The sequence below is a fragment of the Kocuria aegyptia genome (genome assembly GCF_039530085.1).
Taxonomy (GTDB): Bacteria; Actinomycetota; Actinomycetes; order Actinomycetales; family Micrococcaceae; genus Kocuria; species Kocuria aegyptia.
Map to the genome: position 1 here is coordinate 76794 of NZ_BAAAOA010000046.1, position 21490 is coordinate 98283.

The following is a 21490-nucleotide window of genomic DNA, read 5'->3' on the forward strand; positions in this document are numbered from 1 at the left end:
ATGAGCCGTGCACGACTGGCACTGGGCTGGGTCCTCGTCGGGGTCCCGCTCGCCTACGGAGTGACGATGACCCTCATGCGGGCGACCGCGCTGTTCTGACGGGCCGGACCGGCCCCGGGGGGCGTCCGGAGCCGGGCCGGGGCAGCCCGAGGTGGCCGCGCAGCGTGGACGCGGTGTACCGGGTGCGGAAGAGCCCCCGGCTCTGGAGGACCGGGACCACGTGGTCCACGAAGTCGTCGAGGGACTCCGGCAGCCGGGGCGGCATCAGGTTGAAGCCGTCGGCCGCACCCGAACGGAACCACAGCTCCATCCGGTCCGCGACGGCCTCCGGGGTGCCGACGACCGTGCAGTGCCCGCCCCCGGCGGCGAGCCGCCCCAGCAGCTGCCGCACCGTGGGCCGCTCGACCGCCACGATCCGCAGGATCGTGGCGTAGCGGCCCTGCGGCCCGGTGAAGCGCTCGAGCGGCGGCAGCTCCGGGACGGGGGCGTCGAGCTCCCAGCCGCTGCAGTCCTGCTGGACGAACGCGGAGAGCTGGGCCAGGGACTGCTCCTCCGGCAGCAGGGCGTCCACCTCCGCCTGCTTGGCCCGGGCCTCCGCCTCCGTGGAGCCCACGTAGGCGACCAGACCCGGCATGACGGCCACGCCCTCCGGGTCCCGCCCGGCCGCGGCGACCCGCCGCAACAAGTCCGTGCGGTACGCCAGGGCGCTCTCGAGGTCGTAGGCCACGGCGTAGACCGCCTCGGCGTGCCGGGCGGCCAGGTCCCGTCCCGGCCCGGAGGCGCCGGCCTGGAACAGGACCGGGCGCCCCTGGGGCGGGCGCGGCACGGTCAGCGGTCCGTCCACGCGGAAGTGCTCGCCGGCGTGGTCGATGCGGGTCACCTGCTCGGGGTCGGCGTGCAGCCCGTGCCGGTCGCCGACCAGGGCGTCGTCGGACCAGGAGTCCCACAGCCGGTGGGCCACATCGATGAACTCGGCCGCCCGCGCGTAGCGCTCGGCGTGCGGCGGGATCCCCGGCAGCCCGTGGTTGCGCGCCTCGGCGTCGAACATGGAGGTGACCACGTTCCACCCGGCCCGGCCCCGGCTGATGTGGTCGAGCGAGGCCAGCAGGCGGGCGGCGTGGAACGGCGTCCAGAAGGTCGCCGAGACGGTGCTGACCAGTCCGATCCGCTCCGTGGCGCGCGCAATGGCGGACAGGGCCGTCAGCGGTTCGAGGAACCACCGGGGCCCGTCCCCCACGTCGCCGGCGCTGTGCCCGTCGGCGAAGAACACGGCGTCGAAGAGCCCGCGCTCGGCGGTGCGGGCGAGGCGCTCCCAGTGGGCGATGTCCCCGAGCTGCTCCAGCGGGGAGTCCGGGTGCCGCCAGGCGGCCTGGTGGTGGCCCGCGCCGAAGAGGAAGGCGTTGAGGTGCAGCTGCCGGGGCGAGGTCACGGCGGCCCCCGTCAGTCGAGGACCAGTCCGCCGTCGACCACCAGGTTCTGCCCGGTGACCGAGCGCGCCCACGGGGAGGCGAAGAACAGGAGGGCGTCGGCGAACTCGGCCGGGGTCGTGACCCGGCCCAGGGGCGTGGTCGAGGCGATGTAGTCGAAGACCTCCTCCGGGGTGGCGGCGCTCGCGTCAGTCGTGCGCAGCAGGCCCCCGGAGACCATGTTGACCGTGACGTTGTGCGCGCCGAGGTCCTTGGCGAGGGTGCGAGTCAGGGAGAGCAGTGCAGCCTTCGCCGCCGTGTAGTCGTGGTACGGCACCACCGGGTTCTGGAACAGGTTGGTGCCGACGTTGATCACCCGGCCGAAGCCGCGCTCCCGCATGCCGGGCAGGGCCTGCTGGGTGGTGTTCAGCGCCCCGCGGACGCTGCCGGCGAACTGGGCCTCGAACTCCGCCCAGCGGATGTCCTCGGCCCCGGAACGGGCGTCGCCGTTGAAGGAGAAGTCGGCCAGGGCGTTGTTCACCACCGTGGTGACGGGGGAGCCGAAGTGCTCCCGCGCGGCGCGCAGCAGCTCGCCCACCTGCCCGGGGTCGGTGACGTCGGCGGGCAGGGCCACCGCCCGGTCGGGGCCGTACCGCTGCGCGAGCTCCTCCGCGGCCGCCGCGCTGGTCCGGTGGTTGACGACGACCTTCGCGCCCTGGCCCGCGAAGGCCTCGACGACGCTGCGGCCGAGGCCGCGCGCCCCGCCGGTGACGAGGACGATCTGTTCTGCGATCTGCATGGGTCTCCCTGGGGTCAGGGCGAGGAGACGCGGGAACGGCAGCGGCCGGTCCCGGCAGGACATCCCTTCGCCAGTCCTAACTGGATCAGGTTCGACGGGTGTCATCTCAGCCGGTGCGTCGTTCGGCGCCGGCACCCCGTGTCACTGCGGACGAGTATAGACACCTCGCCCCGGGGTCGCCCGCTCCGCGCGCGGCCGCGGGTCATGCCCGGCGGCGGTCGTCGCCGGGGGCGTCGTCCTCGGGCGGCTCCCTGTGCCCGAGGAAGCCGCGCAGCAGCGCGGCCGTGCCCTCCAGGTGCGCGAGGGAGGCGGCCCGGGCGGCGGGGGCGTCTCCCGCCAGGACGGCGTCGGCGAGCTCGCGGTGCTGGCGGTCGGAGTGCTCGAGGTTGACCGGCAGCACGGGAATCCGGTCCAGCAGGTCGCTGGCCCGCGAACGGACCTCCGCGACCGCGCGGACCAGGCTGGGGCAGCCGCCCAGCTCGGCCACCGCGATGTGGAAGCGCGCGTCGGCGGGGCGGTAGTCCTCCGGGGGGCTCTCCTCGACCTGCCGCAGGCACGCCAGGAGGTGCTCCCGGGCGGCCGGGCTGAGGGACGCCGCCGCGGCCAGCTCCGCCGCGGCGGGCTCGACGACGGCGCGGAACACGAGCACGTCCTCGACGTCCGCGGGGTCCACCGGGGGGAGGGTCTCGTCCGGCAGAGCGGTGCGGCCGGTCACGAAGGTCCCGCCGTACCGGCCGCGCACCACCTCCAGGACCCCGGCGGCCTGGAGCTCGTGCAGGGCCTCCCGCAGGGTGGCGCGGGAGATCCCGAGCATCGCCGCGGTCTCCCGCTCCGGTGGGAGCCGCTCGCCCCGGCGGAACAGGCCGAGCCGGATCGAGTCGAGGATCCGCTCCACGGCCTCCTCGAAGGCGTTGCCCTGGCGCACGGGCCGGATGCGCGGGTGCCGGACGGGATCGCTCACGGTGGCGCTCCTCCCTGCGGTACGACGTGCGCCCATCGTGTCACGGAGCACGGAGCACGGAGCACGACCCGCAGAGCCCGGGACCCACCGCCGGCATCGTGCCCCCGAACCGTCTCCGGCGGCATCCCGTCCACCGTGCCGGGCGGCGTCGAGGACGAAAGCGGCGCGCCGCCCGGTCCGGGCAGCGCGCCGATCCTGCCGGCCGGGACGGCCGGCCGAGGTCCTAGTGGGTGAGGTCGATGGCGACCACGCCCACCGCGATGATCAGCGCCGCGGAGACGAGGAAGCCCGCCGTGATGGCGATGAACGCCCACGAACGGCCCGGCCCGGAGCCCTGGGAGTCGGAACGGGAAGAGGTCGATGCACTGGTCTGGTTCATGCCCACCATTCTGCGGCATCCGCCCGACCGGCTCCACCGCGACGCGGTCCCGTGCGCCGCTCGGCGATGGTGCACCCGCGCCGCGGGCTCTTGACGGCGCACGGGGCAGCCCACAGACTGTGACCACTCGCGCCAAACGTCTGTTTTCAGACCTTTGTGGAATCCCGGAGGGATCGTCCCATGCCCGAATCCCCAGTACAGCCCGCCCGCACCGACGAGTACTTCCAGCACCGCCAGCTCCGGTCCGGGGCCGCAGGCTGGGTCCTGCTCGCCGGCCTGGGCATCGCCTACGTCATCTCCGGGGACTTCTCCGGCTGGAACATCGGGCTCTCCGAGGGCGGGTGGGGCGGGCTGCTCATCGCCTTCGTGCTGATGGGCCTGATGTACACCTGCATGGTCTTCGGCCTCGCCGAGCTCTCCTCCACGCTGCCCACGGCCGGGGCCGGCTACGGGTTCGCCCGCCGCGCCCTGGGCCCGCTCGGCGGCTTCGCCACCGGGATGGCCGTGCTCATCGAGTACGCCGTGGCCCCGGCGGCGATCGCCACGTTCATCGGCGGCTACATCGAGGCGCTGGGCCTGTTCGGGATCACCAACTCCTGGCCCGTGTACCTCGTGACCTACCTGGTGTTCATGGGCATCCACATGTACGGGGTGGGCGAGGCGCTCAAGCTGATGTTCGGGATCACCGTGGTCGCAATCCTCGCGCTGGGAGTGACCGTCGTCGCGCTCGTGCCGCACTTCGACACCGCGAACCTCTTCGACATCGTCCCGAACGACGCCGTGGGGGCGAGCGCGTTCCTGCCCATGGGCTACGCCGGGGCGATGGCGGCCCTGGTCTACGGCATCTGGTTCTTCCTGGCGATCGAGGGCGTGCCGCTGGCCGCCGAGGAGACGGCCGACCCCCGCCGGGACATGCCGCGCGGGATCATCGTGGCCATGGGCTTCCTGCTGGTCTCCGGCGCGCTCATGCTGGTCCTGGTGCCCGGGGCGGCCGGGTCGGAGGCGATGAGCACCTCGGACAATCCGCTGCCGGAGGCCATCCGCACGGTCGCCGGGGCGGACAGCGTCATGGCGGCCGTCGTGAACTACGCGGGCCTGGCCGGGCTGGTGGCGAGCTTCTTCTCCATCATGTTCGCGTACTCCCGTCAGCTGTTCGCCCTCTCCCGGGCCGGGTACCTGCCCCGCTTCCTCTCGCTGACCGGCCGGCGCAAGACCCCGTGGGTGGCGCTCATCGTGCCGGGCACCGTCGGCTTCGTGCTCGCGGCCGCGACCGGCGACGGCGGACTGCTCATCAACATCGCCGTCTTCGGCGCCACCGTCTCCTACGTGCTGCTGAACCTCTCCCACATCGTGCTCCGGCTGCGCGAGCCGGACCTCCCGCGCGGCTACCGCACCCCGGGCGGCGTGGTCACCACCGGCATCGCCCTGGTGCTCGCGCTCGTGGCCGTGGTCGCGACGTTCCTGGTCGACGTGCTCGCCGCGTCCATCACCGCTCTCGTGTTCGTCGTCTTCCTCGCGTACTACTGGTTCTACAGCCGCCACCGCCTCGTGGGGCACGCCCCCGAGGAGGAGTTCGCGCAGATCCGCTCCGCCGAGGCGGACCTGCACTGACTCCCCGCCTCCCACCCCAGCGACCTCAGCGATCCCAGCGACGAAGGACCGGACCCATGACCGAGACGCCCCAGCACCCGCGGAACAACCGGATGCTCACCGTCGAGCAGCTGCGGCAGCACGTCGCCGACGGGCTCGTGGACACCGTGGTCCTGGCCTTCACCGACATGCAGGGCCGGCTGCAGGGCAAGCTCAACCACGCGCAGTTCTTCCTGGACTCGGTGCTCGACGAGGGCGCCGAGGGCTGCAACTACCTGCTGGCCGTGGACACGGAGATGAACACCGTGGGCGGCTACTCGATCAGCAGCTGGTCCTCGGGCTACGGGGACATGGAGTTCGCCATGGACCTGGACACGATCCGGCTGATGCCGCACAACCCCGGCCAGGTCCTGATCCAGTGCGACCTCACCGGCCACGGCGGGCAGCCCATCCCCATGTCGCCGCGGTCCATGCTGCGCCGCCAGCTCGACCGCGCCCGGGACATGGGCTTCACCATGGTCACCGGCACCGAGCTGGAGTTCTGCGTCTACAACACCAGCTACGAGGACGCCTGGGACGCCGGCTACCGCAACCTGGTCCCGGCCAACCAGTACAACGTGGACTACTCCGTGCTGGGCTCCCAGCGGGTCGAGCCGCTGCTGCGGGAGATCCGCAACGCCATGTACGCGGCCGGGCTGACCGTGGAGTCCGCGAAGGGCGAGTGCAACCTCGGCCAGCACGAGATCGCGTTCCGCTACGACGAGGGCATGGTCACCGCGGACAACCACGTGGTCTACAAGCTGGCCTCGAAGCAGATCGCCCACCAGCAGGGGAAGTCCATCACTTTCATGGCCAAGCCCAACGAGCGCGAGGGCAGCTCCTGCCACATCCACATGTCCCTGCGCGGACCGGACGGCGAACCGGTCTTCTGGGACCGCGAGCGGGACGCCCGGTCCCGCACCTACGACCACTTCATCGCCGGGGTGCTGCGCACCATGCGCGAGTTCACGCTGTTCTACGCCCCCACCATCAACTCGTACAAACGCTTCGTCGAGGGCAGCTTCGCCCCCACGTCGGTGGCCTGGGGCGTGGACAACCGGTCCTGCGCCGTGCGCCTCGTGGGCAGCGGCGCGAGCGCACGGATGGAGAACCGGCTCCCCGGCGGCGACGTGAACCCGTACCTGGCGCTGGCCGCGATGCTGGCCTCCGGGCTGCACGGCATCGAGCAGGAGCTCGAGCTCGAGCCGATGACCGAGGGCAACGCCTACGAGTCCGACGCCCCCGTGGTGCCCTCGACGATGCGCGAGGCCCGGGACCTGCTGGCCGGCTCGGAGCCGGCCCGGGAGCTGTTCGGGGAGGACGTCGTCGAGCACTACGTGCACTACGCCGACGTGGAGCTGGCGGCCTTCCAGGCCGCCGTCACCGACTGGGAGCTGCGCCGTGGCTTCGAGCGCCTCTGAGCCGGGCGGCACCGGGTACCGGCCGCGGATCGCCCTGACGACCTACTACCAGGAGGGCTCCTGGGGGGTCTGGAGCTCCGTGGCGGCGATCGTCCCCGGCGCGTACGTGGAGGCGGTCGCCGCGGCCGGGGGCACGCCCCTGCTGCTGCCCCCGGTGGGCGCCGATCCCAGCGTGCTGGAACTGGTGGACGGGCTGGTCGTCATCGGCGGAGTGGACGTGGACCCGCGGTTCTACGGCGCCGAGCGGCACGAGCTGACCTCGTCCCAGCCCTCGCGCGACGAGCACGACCTCGCCCTGACCCGGGCGGCGCTCGAGCGCGGGCTGCCGCTGTTCGCGATCTGCCGCGGCGCCCAGATCCTCAACGTGGCGCTCGGCGGCACGCTGATCCAGCACCTGCCCGACGTCAACGAGAACGCCGCCCGGTACCAGCCCGGGCCCGGCCGGTACGGGCGGGTCGAGTTCACCACCGAGCCGGGCAGCCGCTGCCGCGAGCTGCTCGGCGAGACCGCGGAGTCCCCCTGCTACCACCACCAGGCCCTGGAGACGGTGGCCGAGGGACTCGTGGTGACCGCCCGCGCCGCGGACGGGACGGTCGAGGCCGTCGAGACCACCGAGGGCGGCTGGACGCTCGGCGTGCAGTTCCACCCCGAGGAGAACCGCAAGGACCCCCGCCTCTTCGAGGGCTTCGTCCGCGTGGCGCACGGCTGGGCGCAGCACCGCGCCCGGCAGGACCGCCCCGGGGGGACCGGACGGGCCGAGCACGCTCCACAGCGAGAGGACACCCGCATCCCATGACCACCACCCGGATCATCGACCCCGCCACGGAGGAGTTCGTCGGCACCGTCGAGCTGGCCTCCCTCGAGCAGACGGACGCGGCCGTCGAACGGGCCCGGCAGGCGTTCGGGACCTGGCGCGCCGTCGCGCCCGCGGACCGGGCCCGGCTGCTGCGCCGCTTCGCCGACGCCGTGGACGCCGACCTCGAGCACCTCGCCCGCCTGGAGGTCCGCAACGCGGGGCACACCATCGGCAACGCCCGCTGGGAGGCGGGCAACGTCCGGGACGTGCTGAGCTACTACTCCGGGGCGCCCGAACGGCTCTCGGGACAGCAGATCCCCGCCCCGGGCGGGGTCAATCTCACCTTCCACGAACCGCTGGGCGTGGTGGGCGTGATCGTGCCCTGGAACTTCCCGATGCCGATCGCCGCGTGGGGCTTCGCCCCGGCGCTCGCCGCCGGGAACACGGTGGTGCTCAAACCGGCCGAGCTCACCCCCCTGACCGCGATCCGGCTCGGGGAGCTGGCGCTGGAGGCGGGGCTGCCCGAGGGCGTGCTCACCGTGCTGCCGGGCAAGGGCTCGGTGGTGGGGGAGCGCTTCGTGACCCACCCGGATGTCCGGAAGGTCGTGTTCACCGGCTCCACCGAGGTGGGCCGGCGGATCATGGCCGGGTGCGCCGACCAGGTGAAGCGGCTGACCTTGGAGCTGGGCGGGAAGAACTCCAACATCGTGTTCGCCGACGCGGACCTGGAGCGGGCCGCAGCGTCCGCCCCCGCCGGCGCCCTCGACAACGCGGGCCAGGACTGCTGCGCCCGCTCCCGGGTGCTCGTCCAGCGCTCCGTGCTGGAGACGTTCCTGGAGCTGCTGGAGCCCGCCGTGCGGGACTTCGCCTGCGGGGACCCGTGGCGCGAGGACACGCAGATGGGACCGCTCGTCTCCGCCGCGCACCGGGACTCCGTGGCCTCGTTCCTCGACGACGACGCCCCGGTCGCCTTCCGCGGCACCGCCCCCGACGGCCCCGGCTGGTGGTTCCCGCCGACCGTGCTCACCCCGTCCCCGGACTCCCGGGTGTTCCGGGAGGAGATCTTCGGCCCCGTGCTCGCCGTGGTGCCCTTCGAGGACGAGGCGGACGCCGTCCGGATCGCCAACGACACCGAGTACGGGCTGTCCGGCTCCATCTGGACCCGCGACGTCGGACGCGCGCTGCGGGTGTCCCGCGCCGTCGACGCCGGGAACCTCTCCGTCAACTCGCACGCCTCGGTGCGCTACTGGACGCCGTTCGGCGGTTTCAAGCAGTCCGGCTTCGGCCGGGAGCTCGGCCCCGACGCCCCGCAGGCGTTCACCGAGACCAAGAACGTGTTCCTCGCCACCGGCTGACACCGCCGGCCGGCGCCCCAGCACCCCTCTCATCCCGTCCCCGGGGACCCGCCCACCACCGAAGGAGAACCCATGGAGGTCAACGCCCGCCGCCTGGCCGGCCGCAGCGCCGTCATCACGGGAGGGGCCAGCGGCATCGGTCTCGCCGCGGCGCGACGCCTCGCCGCCGAGGGCGCGCACGTCGTCGTCGCCGACCTGAACCCCGCGGCGGGGAAGGCCGCCGCCGAGGAGGTCGGAGGGCTGTTCGTGCGCACCGACGTGGCGGACGAAGCGGACGTGATCGCGCTCTACGCGGCGACCCACGAGGCCTACGGGTCCGTGGACATCGCCTTCAACAACGCCGGGATCAACCCGACGGACGACGGCTCGATCCTGGACACCGGCCTCGACGCGTGGCGGCGGGTGCAGGAGGTCAACCTCACCAGCGTCTTCCACTGCTGCAAGCACGCCATCCCGTACATGCGGGAGCAGGGGAAGGGCTCGATCGTCAACACCGCCTCCTTCGTGGCCGTCATGGGCGCCGCGACCTCCCAGATCTCCTACAGCGCGTCCAAGGGCGGCGTGCTGTCGATGAGCCGGGAGCTGGGCGTGCAGTTCGCCCGGGAGGGGATCCGGGTCAACGCGCTGTGCCCCGGCCCGGTCAACACACCGCTGCTGCAGGAGCTGTTCGCCGCGGACCCGGAGCAGGCCCAGCGCCGGCTCGTGCACGTGCCGGCCGGGCGGTTCGCGGAGCCCGAGGAGATCGCCGCGGCGGTCGCGTTCCTGGCCAGCGACGACGCCTCGTTCGTCAACGCCGCCACGTTCCTGGTGGACGGGGGGATCTCCGGGGCCTACGTCACCCCGGTGTGACCCCACCACGGCCCGTCGGGCCCGCCGGGCTCAGTGGGCGGCGGCGACCATGTCCTCCCGCAGCGCGGCCACGAACCCGTCCACGTCCTCCTCGGTGGTGTCCCAAGAGCACATCAGGCGGACCTCGCCGACCGCCGGGTCCCACACGTAGAACGGCCAGCGCTCCTGCAGCCGGGCGGTGGTCCCGGCCGGGAGCACCGCGAAGACCGCGTTGGCCTCGGGGGTCTGCGTGACCCGGGCGCCGGGGACCTCCGCGATCCCGGCCGCCAGGCGCCGGGCCATCGCGTTGGCCCGGCGGGCCGCCTCGAGCCACAGGTCCCCCGTGTGCAGGGCGAGCAGCTGCGCGGACACGAAGCGCATCTTCGAGGCCAGCTGGGTCGAGAGCTTGCGCACGAACCGGGGCTGGCGCACCGCGTCCGGGGTGAGCACCACGACGGCCTCCGCGCCCATCAGCCCGTTCTTGGTCCCGCCCCACGAGACCACGTCCACGCCCGCGTCGGTGGTCAGGGCCCGCAGCGGGACGTCCAGGGCCGCGGCCGCGTTGGCCAGCCGGGCGCCGTCCAGGTGGACCGTCAGGCCCAGGCCGTGCGCGTGCTCGCAGACCGCGCGCAGCTCCTCGGGCGTGTACACGGTGCCGAGCTCGGTGGACTGGGTGACGGTGACGACCCGCGGCTGGGCGTGGTGCTCGAAGCCGAAGCCATGCGCCTCCCGATCGATCAGCTCCGGGGTCAGCTTCCCGTCCGGAGTGGGCACGGCCAGCATCTTCACGCCCGCGACCTTCTCGGGGGCCCCGCACTCGTCCACGTGCGCGTGGGCGGTGGCCGTGCAGATCGCGGCGTCCCAGCGGTCGGTCATCGCCGCGAGCGCCACGACGTTGGCGCCGGTGCCGTTGAACAGGGGATGGCACTCCGCCTGCTCCCCGAAGTGCCGGCGGACCACGTCCTGCAGCGCCTCGGTGTAGGGATCCGCGCCGTAGGCGCCCACGTGGCCGCCGTTGGCGGTGGCGAGGGCCTGGAGCACCTCGGGGTGGACGCCCGCGTGGTTGTCGCTGGCGAAGCCCTTCCGGGCGGGGTCGTGCAGACGGGAGAGGACGGAGTCGGTCACGGGTGGCCCTTCCGGTGGGTCGGCGGTGTGCACGGCGGCACTCGCACTCTACTCGCGCCCCGCCGGGACCGCCGGGGCCGGACCCCGGATAGGGTCGGGGCATGCGCATCGTCCGGGCCGCCGCGGCGGTGGTCGTCGACGCGGACGGCCGGCTGCTGCTGATCCGCCGGGGCACCGAACCCCAGCGCGGGCGCTGGAGCGTGCCCGGCGGCCGGGTGGAGCCCGGTGAGACCGTGGCCGAGGCCGCCGTCCGGGAGGCCTTCGAGGAGACCGGCGCCCGGGTGCGCGCGGAGCGCGAGCTGGGCGTGGTGTACGTGCCCGGCGGTCCGGGCCTCGTGTACGAGGTGCACGACGTCGCGGCGACGTTCCTGGGCGGGATGCTCCGTCCCGGTGACGACGCCGACGCCGTGCGCTGGGCCGCCCCGGAGGAGCTGCCGGGGCTCGAGACCACCGACGGCCTGCTGGAGCACCTCGCACGCTTCGGGGTCCACCCGGCCTGAGCAGAGCGGCCCCGTCCGGGCCGGACCGCCGTGCGCCGCGGCCGGCCGCGCTCTGCCCGGCCGTGCCCTGGCCGCGTACGATCGCCGGCGTCCCTGCAGCCCGGCCCTGCAGCCCGGCCCCTCGCCCGGGCCCGGAGCCCGTGCTTGGATAGGGGCATGGCACGGACGCGGGGTTTCTACGTCGACACCGTGGAGCGCACGACCACGGCGGACCGGGACGCGGTGTGGGCGGTCGTCGAGGGCATCGGCGGCGAGCGCGGCTGGTACAGCACCGACCGCGTCTGGGCCGCTCGCGCCACGGCCAACCGTCTGGGCCTGCCGCCCGGGAGGCTGCGCCACCGCGAGGACCCGGACCGGCTCGCGGCCGGGGAGCGCCTGGACTGGTGGACGGTCGAGGCCCTCGAGCCGCCGAGGCGGCTCCGGCTGCGGTCCGTCGTGCGGATGCCGGGGGACGCCTGGCTGGACATCTGCCTGGAACCGGGGCCGGACGGCGCGCTCGTCTACCGCCAGACAACGGTCTTCCGCCCGGCGGGCGCGACCGGCCGCGCCTACTGGTACGCCATGCTCGCCCCGCACCGGGCGGTCCTGGGCCGGCTCGCCACGGACATCCTGCGGCAGGCGGGCGGATAGGGCTCTTCCGCCGCGGCCGCTCCGGCCGTAGCGTGGACTCACCGGCCAGCCTGACGCCCGGTGGACGCGGCCGGTGGCCGGGGGAGTGCCTCGGCACCGCTGCCGGGTGGAGCCTCCAGGAGTGTGCCGCCATGACCGCCGACGCCCCGTCCGTCCCCGACTCCCGTGCCCTGGCCGACGAGGCCGTCGCCCTGGTCCGCGAGTGGCTCACGCGCGCCGCCGAGGGCCGGCGGCACCGCGACGGCGCCGCCGACCGGCTCGCCACCGTCCTCCAGGACCCCCACGGGCTCGAGTTCACCGTCGGCTTCGTGGACCGGGTGGTGCGCACCGAGGACGTGCGGGCCGCCGCGCAGGCCCTGCACGCGCTCGCCGAGATCGTGCCCCGCACCATGCCCGCGGCGGACCGTGCCCAGATCCGGCTCGGGGCCGCCCTCTCGGCCTCGGCACCCCGGGTGGTCGTCCCCGCCGCCCGGACCAGGCTCCGCCAGCTCGTGGGCCACATGATCGTCGACGCGCGCCCCAAGCCGTTCGGGCGGGCCGTGAAGCGGCTGACGGCTCAGGGCCACCGGCTCAACATCAACCTGCTGGGCGAGGAGGTCCTCGGCGAGGAGGAGGCGGACAAGCACCTGGCCGACGCCGCCGCGCTGCTGGACCGGGACGACGTCGACTACGTGTCCGTCAAGGTCTCCTCCGTGGTCCCGCAGCTGTCCCACTGGGGCTTCGAGGGGACCGTGGCGAAGGTCGTCGAACGGCTGCTGCCCGTCTACCGCGCCGCCGCCCAGGCCCCGGCCGGGAGCAAGTTCATCAATCTCGACATGGAGGTCTACTCCGACCTGCACCTGACCACCGAGGTGTTCACCCGCCTCCTGGGGCACCCGGAGCTGCGGGGCCTCGAGGCGGGGATCGTGGTCCAGGCCTACCTGCCGGACGCGCTCTCGGTGGTCCGGCGGCTCTCGGTGTGGTCCGCCGCGCGGGTCGAGGCCGGGGGCGCGGGGATCAAGGTGCGGCTCGTGAAGGGCGCGAACCTCCCCATGGAGCGCGTGGACGCCGAGCTGCACGGCTGGCCCCTGGCCACGTGGAGCAGCAAGCAGGAGACCGACACCAACTACAAGCGGGTCCTCGACTGGCTGCTGGTGCCCGGGCGGATGACGGGGCTGCGGCTGGGGGTGGCCGGGCACAACCTCTTCGACATCGCTTTCGCCCGCCTGCTCGCGGAGCGCCGCGCAGTGACGGACCGGATCGAGTTCGAGATGCTCCAGGGCATGGCGGTCGAGCAGGCCCGGGCCGTGAGCGCCGACGTCGGGCAGCTGCTGCTCTACGTGCCCGCCGTGCGCCCGGCCGAGTTCGACGTGGCCGTGTCCTACCTCGTGCGACGGCTCGAGGAGAACGCCTCGCACGAGAACTTCATGTCGGGGATCTTCGAGCTGGCCCCGGACAACGAGGTCTTCGCGCGGGAGGAGCAGCGCTTCCGCGCCGCCCTCGAGGCGCTGGACCCGCGGCAGGACGCCGCCCCGGCCCCCGCCCGCGCCCAGGACCGCACCGCTCCCGGCGCCGGGTCCGCGCACCTGCCGCTGGAGGAGCCCTTCCGCAACGAGCCGGACACGGACGTGTCCGTGCCCGCGAACCAGACGTGGGCGGACGAGATCGCCGCCCGGATCACGGACCGGCAGTGGTACGAGGCCCTGCCCGTGCCCGGCCCGGTCGGCGCGGAGGACGTCGAGCGGCTCGTGCGCACCGGCCGGGACGCCGCCGAGGGGTGGCACGCCCGCGGCGCCCGCGAGCGCGCGGAGATCCTGAACCGGGCGGCCGACGTCCTGGCCGCCCGCCGCGGGCACCTGCTCGCCGTGGCCGGTGCGGAGGCCGGCAAGACCCTGGGGCAGACGGACCCCGAGGTCTCGGAGGCGATCGACTTCTGCCGCTGGTACGCCCGCCGCGCCCTCGAGCTCGAGACCGTGGACGGGGCCCGGTTCGTCCCGGACCGGCTCGTGCTGGTCACCCCGCCGTGGAACTTCCCGCTGGCGATCCCCACCGGGTCCACGGTCGCGGCCCTGGCCGCCGGCGCCGCAGTGCTGCACAAGCCAGCCCCGGAGGTCCGGCGCTGCTCGACTGCTGTGGTCGAGGCGCTGTGGGAGGCCGGCGTGCCGCGGGACGTGCTGCAGCTCGTCGACTCCGTCGAGGGGGAGGTGGGGCAGGCCCTCGTCTCCCACCCCGGGGTGGACCGCATCGTCCTCACCGGCGCCTACGAGACGGCCCGGCTCTTCCAGTCCTGGCGGGCGGGCCGGCCGATGACCGCGGAGACCTCGGGCAAGAACGCCCTGGTCGTCACGCCCAGCGCGGACCGGGACCGGGCGGTGTGGGACCTGGTGACCAGTGCGTTCGGCCACGCCGGGCAGAAGTGCTCGGCCGCCTCCCTGGGCATCCTCGTGGGAAGCGTGGCGGAGTCCGCGCGGTTCCGCCGGCAGCTGCTCGACGCCGCGTCCTCCATGGTCGTGGACTGGCCGCAGAACCTGCAGGCCTCGGTGGGCCCGGTGATCGCCGAGCCCGGCGAGAAGCTGCACCGCGCCCTGACCCGCCTCGACCCGGGGGAGCAGTGGCTGCTCGAGCCGCGGCAGCTCGACGACACCGGGCGGCTGTGGCGGCCCGGGATCAGGACGGGGGTGGCTCCGGGCTCCTTCTTCCACCGCACCGAGTGCTTCGGCCCCGTCCTGGGGCTGATGGAGGCCGCGGACCTGCGGGAGGCGATCGAGCTGCAGAACGCGGTCGAGTACGGGCTGACCGCCGGGCTGCACGCCCTGGACCCCGACGAGGTGAGCACCTGGCTGGAGCTCGTCGCGGCGGGCAACCTCTACGTCAACCGCGGCATCACCGGGGCCATCGTCCAGCGCCAGCCCTTCGGCGGCTGGAAGAAGTCCTCGGTGGGCCTGGGCGCCAAGGCCGGCGGGCCGAACTACCTGGTCCAGCTCGGCTCGTGGCAGAAGGCGCCGTTCGAGCGGACCCCGCCCGCGGAGGCCGGCACCGAGCTCTCCGATTCCGTCGCCCACCACCTCGCCGAACTCCGTCCCCTCGTGCCCGAGGCGGACGCCGCCTGGCTGACGGCCTGCGCCGAGCAGGACCAGGCGTGGTGGGACCGGGAGTTCGGCCGGGCCCACGACCCCACCGGTCTGCAGTCCGAGGCCAACCTGTTCCGCTACCGCCCGCGCGACGTCGTCGTGCGCGCGGCCCAGGACGCCCCGCTCACGGACGTGGCCCGGGCGGGCCTCGCCGCGGTGCGCTCCGGGGCGCGCGCTGTCCTCGCCCCCGCGGCGGAGGTCCCCGCCGAGGTGCGGGGGCTGTTCCGCTCCGTGCTGGACCCATGCGGGGACGAGGCGTTCGCCCGGGTCGCCGCGGACTGGTCCGACCCGAGCGGGGCCGGGCGGATCCGGGTGGTGGGCACCGCGGCCGGCCTCGCCGAGGCGCTCGCGGGGCGGCCCGAGGTCGCGGTGCTCTCCGGCCCGGTGGTCGGCGCCTCGCGCGTGGAGATGCTGCCGTTCCTCGCCGAGCAGGCCGTGTCCGTCACGATGCACCGTTTCGGCAACCGTTCGACGGACGCCGAGACGGTGGTGCACCGGCTCGTCGCGTCCTCGCCCGGCCTGGGCACGCCGGCGCCACCGGCCGAAATGTAGGGCCCGCCCCTGGTGGGGACGGACCCCCGGTGCCAGGCTGAGCCCATGCGCGCATCCCTGAGGTACCTCGCACTGGGTCTGGCCGGAGCGCTCGGCGTCTCCGGCACCGTGCTCGGCGGCTCCGCGGCCGTCGCGCACGACGATCGGCAGCACGGGGGCCGGGGTTCGCCCGTCACCGCCGAGCTGCCCAAGGTTCCCACCATGACCGGTGGCGGCGGCGCGGTCTCCTCCGTGGACCCCCTCGCGAGCCAGGTCGGCATCGACGTGCTCGAGCGGGGCGGCAACGCCGCGGACGCCGCCGTGGCCGTGGCCGCCGCCCTGGGCGTCACCGAGCCGTACTCCGCGGGCATCGGCGGCGGCGGGTTCTTCGTCCACTACAGCGCGCAGACCGGTCAGGTCCGCACGATCGACGGACGCGAGACCGCCCCGGCGACCTACACCGAGGACGAGTTCCTGGGCGAGGACGGCGAGCCCCTCGACTTCGCCACCGTGGTCAGCTCAGGGGCGTCCGTGGGGGTGCCGGGGACGCTGGCCACCTGGGAGACGGCCGCCGAGGAGTTCGGCACGATGGACCTGCACCGATTGCTGCGGCCCGCGGAGCGGATCGCCGCCCGCGGCTTCACGGTAGACGAGAACTTCCACGAGCAGACGGCCCAGAACGCCGAGCGCTTCCGGATGTTCCCCGAGACGGCCGAGCTCTTCCTGCGCGACGGCGAGGCGCCGGCGGTCGGGGACGTGTTCCGCAACCCCGACCTCGCCCGGACCTACCGCACGATCCGGCACGAGGGCACCGGCGTCTTCTACGACGGGTCGATCGGGGCGGCGATCGTCGACGCGAGCCGGGAGCCGGCCACCGCCGAGGGCGTTGAGGTGCTCCCCGGTGAACTGACCCCGGAGGACCTGGGATCCTACGAGGCCCTGCTCAAGGAGCCCACCCACACCGAGTACCGCGGCCTGGACGTCTACGGCATGGGCCTGCCCAGCTCCGGCGGGATCACGGTGGCCGAGACCCTGAACCTGCTCGAGGCCTACGACGAGCGCACCGGGACCGGGCTCGCCGAGGTCTCCGAGGCCCAGTACCTGCACCGTTTCGCGGAGGCCACGGCCACCGCCTTCGCCGACCGCAACCGGTGGATCGGGGACGTCGAGGGCGTGCCCGTGGCGGAGCTCACGAGCCAGGAGTTCGCCGACGAGCGCGCCTGCCTCTTCGACCCCGCGGCGGCCCAGGACCGGCCGATCCCCTTCGGCGAGCCCGACGGGGAGTACACCGCCTGCGGCACGCCCGGTGACCGTCAGCCCGAGCCCGTCGGCGGCGTCTCGACCACCCACCTCAACGTGGCCGACCGGTGGGGCGACGTGGTCTCCTACACCCTCACCATCGAGCAGACCGGCGGCTCCGGGATCACGGTCCCGGAGCACGGGTTCCTGCTCAACAACGAGCTGACCGACTTCAGCTTCGCGCCCGTCACCGAGGGCGTCCCGGACCCGAACCTCCCGGGCGCGGGCAAGCGGCCCCGCTCGTCGATGAGCCCGACGATCATCCTGCGGGACGGGGAGCCGTGGATGTCGGTCGGCACTCCCGGCGGCGCCACCATCATCACCACCGTGGCCCAGATCATCACCGAGCACGTCGACCGGGACCGCGCCCTCGTCGACGCCGTGGCGGCGCCCCGGCTGAGCTCCCGCAACGGGCGGGCGGAGGTCGACCTCGGCCTGGCCGACTCCGAGGTCGGCCGGCAGCTGAGCGGACTGGGCCACGAGCTCGTCCCGCCCCCGCGCCAGTGGATCGGCAACGCCTCCGCCATCCGGATCCTCGGCGACGGCCGCTTCGAGGCGGCGGCCGAGACCGAGCGCGGCTACGGCGGCTCCGCCATGGTGGTGCACCCCGAGCCGTGAGCACCGCCCACCGGGCAGGCGCCGGGCCCCGTCCGCACGCCGGGCGGGGCCCGGCGCCTGCGAGGGCTCGGGCGTGTCCTTCCCGTACCTGCCCACGGCCTACGCTGGGCCGGGGGCGCGGCCGCCGCGCCCTCCCGCCCGACCCAGGAGCAGCACGTGTTCAGCCATCCCGCCCCCGAGCCCCACGAACCCACCGGCCCCTCCGCGACCGCGCCCGGCGAGCCGGCCCTGGACGCGCGGTGGCGCGCGGCGACCGCCGGGTGGCGCCCGTCCTCGATCCGCTCCGCCGACGCCGGGCGCGTCTGGGCCTGGGTGCGCCACTGCTGGGAGGGTGTCGTCGCCCTGCCGGGCGGCCCGGAGGACGCCGCCGCCCCGGAACGGCCCGGGGCCGGCGGGCGCGTGGACGACCTCATGACCGTGGCGGCGCTGTTCGTCCTGCAGGAGCGCTTCCTGGCCGTCGCCGCCGGCGAGCCGGCCCCGGCGGAGGCGCCCGACCCGCGCCGGGACGGCGCCCCCCTGGGCGACGACGAGGTCCTGGCGGTCGTGCGGCGGACGTGGGAGCTCGACCCGGGGCAGGAAGGGACGGAGGAGTTCGCGGCGGAACTCGCCGGCTTCCTGCAGGACCACCTGGACGAGCTCGCCGAGGAGATCCGCGAGCGGCTGGTGGACCGGCGCGGTCCCACCCAGGTGTTCGCCGAGCTGTGGAGCCTCGAGCACGTGGACGAGCTCGAGCCCGCCGACCAGGACGAGGTGCCGCCGTTCCCGCTCTCCACCGACGACATCGCGTGGATCGTCAGCGGCGTCCCCGGCCCCGAGAAGCACACCGCCTGGGTGTGGCTCACCCGCTGAGCCGCGCCCCGAGCGCGGCGGTGCCGCCGGAATAAGCATGCCCGCCGACGGCTTTTATGGATATATCCACAAAACTCGCGACGAGGAGCCCCGCATGACCGTCCAGCTCGGCCTCAACACTTTCGGCGACCTCTATCCCGGGCCGGACGGGCAGATGCTCAGCGGGGCGCAGGTGATCCGCAACATCGTGGCCGAGGCCGTGCTGGCCGACCGGGTGGGCCTGGACTTCTTCGGCGTCGGCGAGCACCACCGGGAGGACTTCGCGGTCTCCTCTCCCGAGACGGTGCTCGCCGGCATCGCCACGGTCACGGAGCGGATCCGCCTGGGCTCCGCCGTGACGGTGCTCAGCTCCGACGACCCGGTGCGCGTCTACCAGCGCTTCGCCACCGTGGACGCCCTCTCCTCCGGCCGCGCCGACGTCATCCTGGGCCGTGGCTCCTTCACCGAGTCCTTCCCGCTGTTCGGCTATCCGCTGGACGAGTACGAGGCGCTGTTCGAGGAGAAGCTGCAGCTGTTCGACCGGCTCCGCACCGAGGGCCGGATCGACTGGGAGGGCCGGCTGCGCGCCCCGATCCGGGGACTGGAGGTGTACCCCAAGACCGAGGCCGGGGCGCTGCGCACGTGGGTCGCCGTGGGCGGCTCGCCCAACTCGGTGGTCCGGGCCGCCCACTACGGGTTGCCCGTCATCTTCGCGATCATCGGTGGCAGCCCGGCGGCCTTCGCACCCTTCGCCGACTACTACCGCCAGGCTCTCGAGCACTTCGGCAAGCAGCCGCAGCCGGTGGCCTTCCACTCCCCGGGGTACGTGGCCGAGACCGACGAGCAGGCGCGCGAGGAGTTCTTCCCGCACCAGGCCTACACGCACGACCGGATCGGGAAGGAGCGCGGCTGGGGCCCGCTGACCCGCGCGGAGTTCGACGCGATGTGCGGGCCGGAGGGCGCCTACTTCGTGGGTTCGCCCGAGACGGTCGCGCGCAAGATCGTCCGGTCCTCGGCGGCGCTCGGCGCCTCCCGCTTCGACCTCAAGTACGCGGTGGGCACCCTGGACCACGCCCGGATGACCCGCAGCATCGAGCTGTTCGGCACCGAGGTGCGCCGCTACGTCGAGGACATGACCGCCGATCTGCCGGAGGGCGTCACCGCGTAGCCACCGACCCCCGGCCACCGGTGACAGCGCCGGTGCGGGCCGCTCAGAACCGGCTCGTGACGGCGTCGTGGGGCAGGGTGGCGAGCACCGTGGTCCCCACGCCCGGTTGCGACCGGACCTCGAGCGCGGCCCCCGCCGCGTCGGCGATGTCCCGCATGATGCGCATCCCCAGGTGGCCCTCCGGTGACCCCCGGGAGTCGTCGAAGCCGGTGCCGTCGTCACTGATCGTCAGGACCGTGGCGCCGTGCTCCACGCCCAGCCGCAGGCTGACCGTGGACGCGTGGGCGTGCTTCGAGATGTTCGCGAACGCCTCCCGCGCGACCTTGAGGAACATGCCCTCCTGCTCCGGCGTGAGGAACACCGCTGGACCGATCTGCACGGACGTGTCGATCCCCCGCTGGGCCAGCGGGTCCGCGAGGCGGGACAGGGCCTTGGGCAGCCCGAGGGTCATCAGGTCCGGGGAGTACAGGGCGGTGGTGATCCCGCGCAGGGTGCGCAGGCTGCCCTGCAGGATCGTCCGGGACCGGCCCAGCGCGCTGCGCTGCTCCGGGACGTCCGCCACCATCTCCTGGGCCTCCAGGGAGTAGGACAGGCCGGCCAGGTCCTGGATCACGTCGTCGTGCAGGTCCCGGGCGACCCGGACCCGCTCCAGCTCGGCGGCGTCCACGGCGTGCTGGAGCAGCTGGGCGCGCGCTGTCCGGTGGTCCTGGATCCGGCGGGCGAGGCCCACCGCCGGGGCGAGCTGCGCCAGCTGGAACAGCGCCAGGGTCAGCAGGAACGCCGGGGCCATGCCCATGAGCACGGAGTGCTGCTCGTCCCGCACGATCGAGTCGTCGTAGTACGCCTCGAAGACGAGCTGCTCGCCGCCGGCGGGCACGAACCCCACATAGACCTCGACCAGCCGCCCGGCACCGGACTCGCGGGAGTTCTCGGCCTCCTGCTGGTGCTCGATGGCGGCGACCCCGTCGCCTTGGGCCACGAGGTCCTCGTCCCACGAGGGCGGACCGTAGTTCTGCCCGATGAGCTCGTGCTCGTCGGAGTAGACGATCGTCCCGCTCTCGTCCCAGATCTTGATCCGGCGGATGGTCCCGTCGGTGAGCCAGGGGCGCAGCCGGGTGTCCAGCTGGGCCGTGGCCGCCGGGTCACCCACCAGCAGGTCGTCGGTGATCAGCGGCGCCACGGCGTAGTTGGCCAGCCGCTGCGTGACCCGCAGGACGTGCTCCACCGCGTGCTCCTCGGCCACGGCCCGGATCCACCACGTCGCGGGCACGGCGGCGATGAGCAGCACCACGAGCCCCGTCAGGAGGAACCGCTGCACGGCGGCCCGTACCTCCGACCGGTCGGCGACCGGCGGCGGGGCCACCGGCCAGTCGGCGAGCGGGGCCGCCGTCTCGGGGGCGGCGCCGTCCGAGCGGACCAGGATCCGTCTCATGACCGGGCCGTCAGCAGGCCGAGTCTCGAGGCGACGGCGACCGCCTCCAGCTGGGAGTGGGCTCCCAGCTTCACGAGGATGGTCTTCACGTACCCGCGGCACGTGTTCGGGGTGATGTTCAGCAGTCGTGCGTTCGCGCCCACGCTGTGCCCCTCGGCCATGAGGTGGAGGACCTGCAGCTCGCGCTGGGTGAGCGCGGGCACCCCGGCGCCCGGCCGGCGGCCCGGCTCCGCCGCGGTGAGCAGGGACGGGTGGACGGCCATCGTCCCGCAGCGGGCGCTGCGGATGGTCTCGAGCAGGGTCGCGAGCGAGCCGTCCTTCGGCAGGAACGCGCAGATCCCGGTGGTCGCGGCGGCCTCCAGCACGTGCTGCGTGGGGTCGCCGGTCAGCATCACGATCCGTGTCCCGGGCCGGTCCCGCAGGATCCGGGCGGAGGCCGTCACGCCGTTGCCGCCGGCGAGGTGGTAGTCCATCACCACCACGTCGGGCCGCCGCGCCCCGCACAGGCGGATGCTCGACTCGACGTCACCGGCCACGCCGACACTGCGCAGGTCCGGCTCCTGGCTCAGCGCCCCGGTCAGCAGCTCCGCGAAGGTGGTGTGGTCGTCGACCACCAGGATCGAGGTGCGCGTGTCGCACTGCCCGTCCACTCCACCCGACATCTCCGACCTGCTT

19 protein-coding genes and 1 riboswitch are annotated in these 21490 nt (G+C 74.0%); of the genes, 12 read left to right on the top strand and 7 right to left on the bottom strand.

Annotated elements, in window-relative coordinates:
• Nucleotides 1-99 (top strand): MFS transporter small subunit, encoded by a 99-nt coding sequence (locus ABD220_RS18125; protein ID WP_425552569.1) that lies wholly within the window; start codon nt 1-3, stop codon nt 97-99.
• Here ABD220_RS18125 and ABD220_RS14670 read toward each other — a convergent pair.
• The 4 genes from ABD220_RS14670 to ABD220_RS14685 form a co-directional block, all read right to left on the bottom strand.
• The gene (locus ABD220_RS14670) at nt 74-1429 is read right to left on the bottom strand and encodes an LLM class flavin-dependent oxidoreductase (protein WP_344123776.1); all 1356 of its coding nucleotides are present in this window, start codon (nt 1427-1429) and stop codon (nt 74-76) included. The two genes, ABD220_RS18125 and ABD220_RS14670, sit on opposite strands and share 26 nt — an antisense overlap.
• 11 nt (nt 1430-1440) lie before the next feature.
• Nucleotides 1441-2205, bottom strand: coding sequence for a 3-oxoacyl-ACP reductase (locus ABD220_RS14675; RefSeq protein WP_344123778.1), 765 nt, complete (start codon nt 2203-2205; stop codon nt 1441-1443).
• 45 nt (nt 2206-2250) lie between these two features.
• A riboswitch (TPP riboswitch) is annotated at nt 2251-2354 on the bottom strand.
• A 53-nt stretch (nt 2355-2407) separates the two neighbouring features.
• Complete coding sequence (locus ABD220_RS14680; protein ID WP_344123779.1) at nt 2408-3166, bottom strand: FadR/GntR family transcriptional regulator; 759 nt, start codon at nt 3164-3166, stop codon at nt 2408-2410.
• A gap of 223 nt (nt 3167-3389) precedes the next feature.
• On the bottom strand, nt 3390-3545 hold the full coding sequence (locus ABD220_RS14685; RefSeq protein WP_344123780.1) for a hypothetical protein: 156 nt from the start codon (nt 3543-3545) through the stop codon (nt 3390-3392).
• A 180-nt stretch (nt 3546-3725) separates the two neighbouring features.
• On the opposite strand from ABD220_RS14685, the gene eat reads away from it, so the two are divergent.
• From eat to ABD220_RS14710, 5 genes are all read left to right on the top strand, one after another.
• Nucleotides 3726-5156: an ethanolamine permease gene (gene eat, locus ABD220_RS14690; protein ID WP_344123782.1), complete on the top strand. Its 1431-nt coding sequence runs from the start codon at nt 3726-3728 to the stop codon at nt 5154-5156.
• Nucleotides 5157-5212: 56 nt separating this feature from the next.
• Nucleotides 5213-6595 carry a glutamine synthetase family protein gene (locus ABD220_RS14695; protein ID WP_344123784.1) on the top strand — a complete coding sequence of 461 codons (1383 nt, stop codon included), beginning with the start codon at nt 5213-5215 and terminating at the stop codon, nt 6593-6595.
• Nucleotides 6576-7391, top strand: a complete 816-nt coding sequence (locus tag ABD220_RS14700; protein WP_344123786.1) for a gamma-glutamyl-gamma-aminobutyrate hydrolase family protein — start codon at nt 6576-6578, stop codon at nt 7389-7391. The genes ABD220_RS14695 and ABD220_RS14700 overlap by 20 nt, the downstream gene beginning before the upstream one ends.
• Nucleotides 7388-8746: an aldehyde dehydrogenase family protein gene (locus ABD220_RS14705; RefSeq protein ID WP_344123788.1), complete on the top strand. Its 1359-nt coding sequence runs from the start codon at nt 7388-7390 to the stop codon at nt 8744-8746. Before ABD220_RS14700 ends, ABD220_RS14705 begins: the two co-directional genes overlap by 4 nt.
• A gap of 72 nt (nt 8747-8818) precedes the next feature.
• Nucleotides 8819-9595: a 3-oxoacyl-ACP reductase gene (locus tag ABD220_RS14710; RefSeq protein ID WP_344123789.1), complete on the top strand. Its 777-nt coding sequence runs from the start codon at nt 8819-8821 to the stop codon at nt 9593-9595.
• A gap of 30 nt (nt 9596-9625) precedes the next feature.
• On the opposite strand, the gene ABD220_RS14715 is transcribed toward ABD220_RS14710, so the two are convergent.
• On the bottom strand, nt 9626-10699 hold the full coding sequence (locus ABD220_RS14715; protein ID WP_344123791.1) for a threonine aldolase family protein: 1074 nt from the start codon (nt 10697-10699) through the stop codon (nt 9626-9628).
• A 101-nt stretch (nt 10700-10800) separates the two neighbouring features.
• On the opposite strand from ABD220_RS14715, the gene ABD220_RS14720 reads away from it, so the two are divergent.
• The 6 genes from ABD220_RS14720 to ABD220_RS14745 all read left to right on the top strand — a co-directional run bounded on the left by ABD220_RS14720 (nt 10801) and on the right by ABD220_RS14745 (nt 19383).
• The gene (locus tag ABD220_RS14720; protein ID WP_344123793.1) at nt 10801-11199 is read left to right on the top strand and encodes an NUDIX hydrolase; all 399 of its coding nucleotides are present in this window, start codon (nt 10801-10803) and stop codon (nt 11197-11199) included.
• 156 nt (nt 11200-11355) lie between these two features.
• Nucleotides 11356-11829 (top strand): DUF2867 domain-containing protein, encoded by a 474-nt coding sequence (locus tag ABD220_RS14725; RefSeq protein WP_344123794.1) that lies wholly within the window; start codon nt 11356-11358, stop codon nt 11827-11829.
• 131 nt (nt 11830-11960) lie between these two features.
• Nucleotides 11961-15491, top strand: a complete 3531-nt coding sequence (locus tag ABD220_RS14730; protein ID WP_344123795.1) for a proline dehydrogenase family protein — start codon at nt 11961-11963, stop codon at nt 15489-15491.
• 45 nt (nt 15492-15536) lie between these two features.
• Entirely contained in the window at nt 15537-17387 is a 1851-nt protein-coding gene (gene ggt / locus ABD220_RS14735) for a gamma-glutamyltransferase (RefSeq protein WP_344123796.1), read from the top strand.
• Between the two features lie 156 nt (nt 17388-17543).
• Nucleotides 17544-18236, top strand: a complete 693-nt coding sequence (locus ABD220_RS14740; protein WP_344123799.1) for a hypothetical protein — start codon at nt 17544-17546, stop codon at nt 18234-18236.
• A 94-nt stretch (nt 18237-18330) separates the two neighbouring features.
• Nucleotides 18331-19383, top strand: a complete 1053-nt coding sequence (locus ABD220_RS14745; protein WP_344123800.1) for an LLM class flavin-dependent oxidoreductase — start codon at nt 18331-18333, stop codon at nt 19381-19383.
• 43 nt (nt 19384-19426) lie between these two features.
• Here ABD220_RS14745 and ABD220_RS14750 read toward each other — a convergent pair whose 3' ends face one another.
• The gene (locus tag ABD220_RS14750; RefSeq protein ID WP_344123802.1) at nt 19427-20815 is read right to left on the bottom strand and encodes a sensor histidine kinase; all 1389 of its coding nucleotides are present in this window, start codon (nt 20813-20815) and stop codon (nt 19427-19429) included.
• Nucleotides 20812-21477 (bottom strand): response regulator, encoded by a 666-nt coding sequence (locus ABD220_RS14755; RefSeq protein WP_344123803.1) that lies wholly within the window; start codon nt 21475-21477, stop codon nt 20812-20814. The genes ABD220_RS14750 and ABD220_RS14755 overlap by 4 nt, the downstream gene beginning before the upstream one ends.
• Between the last annotated feature and the right edge of the window lie 13 nt (nt 21478-21490).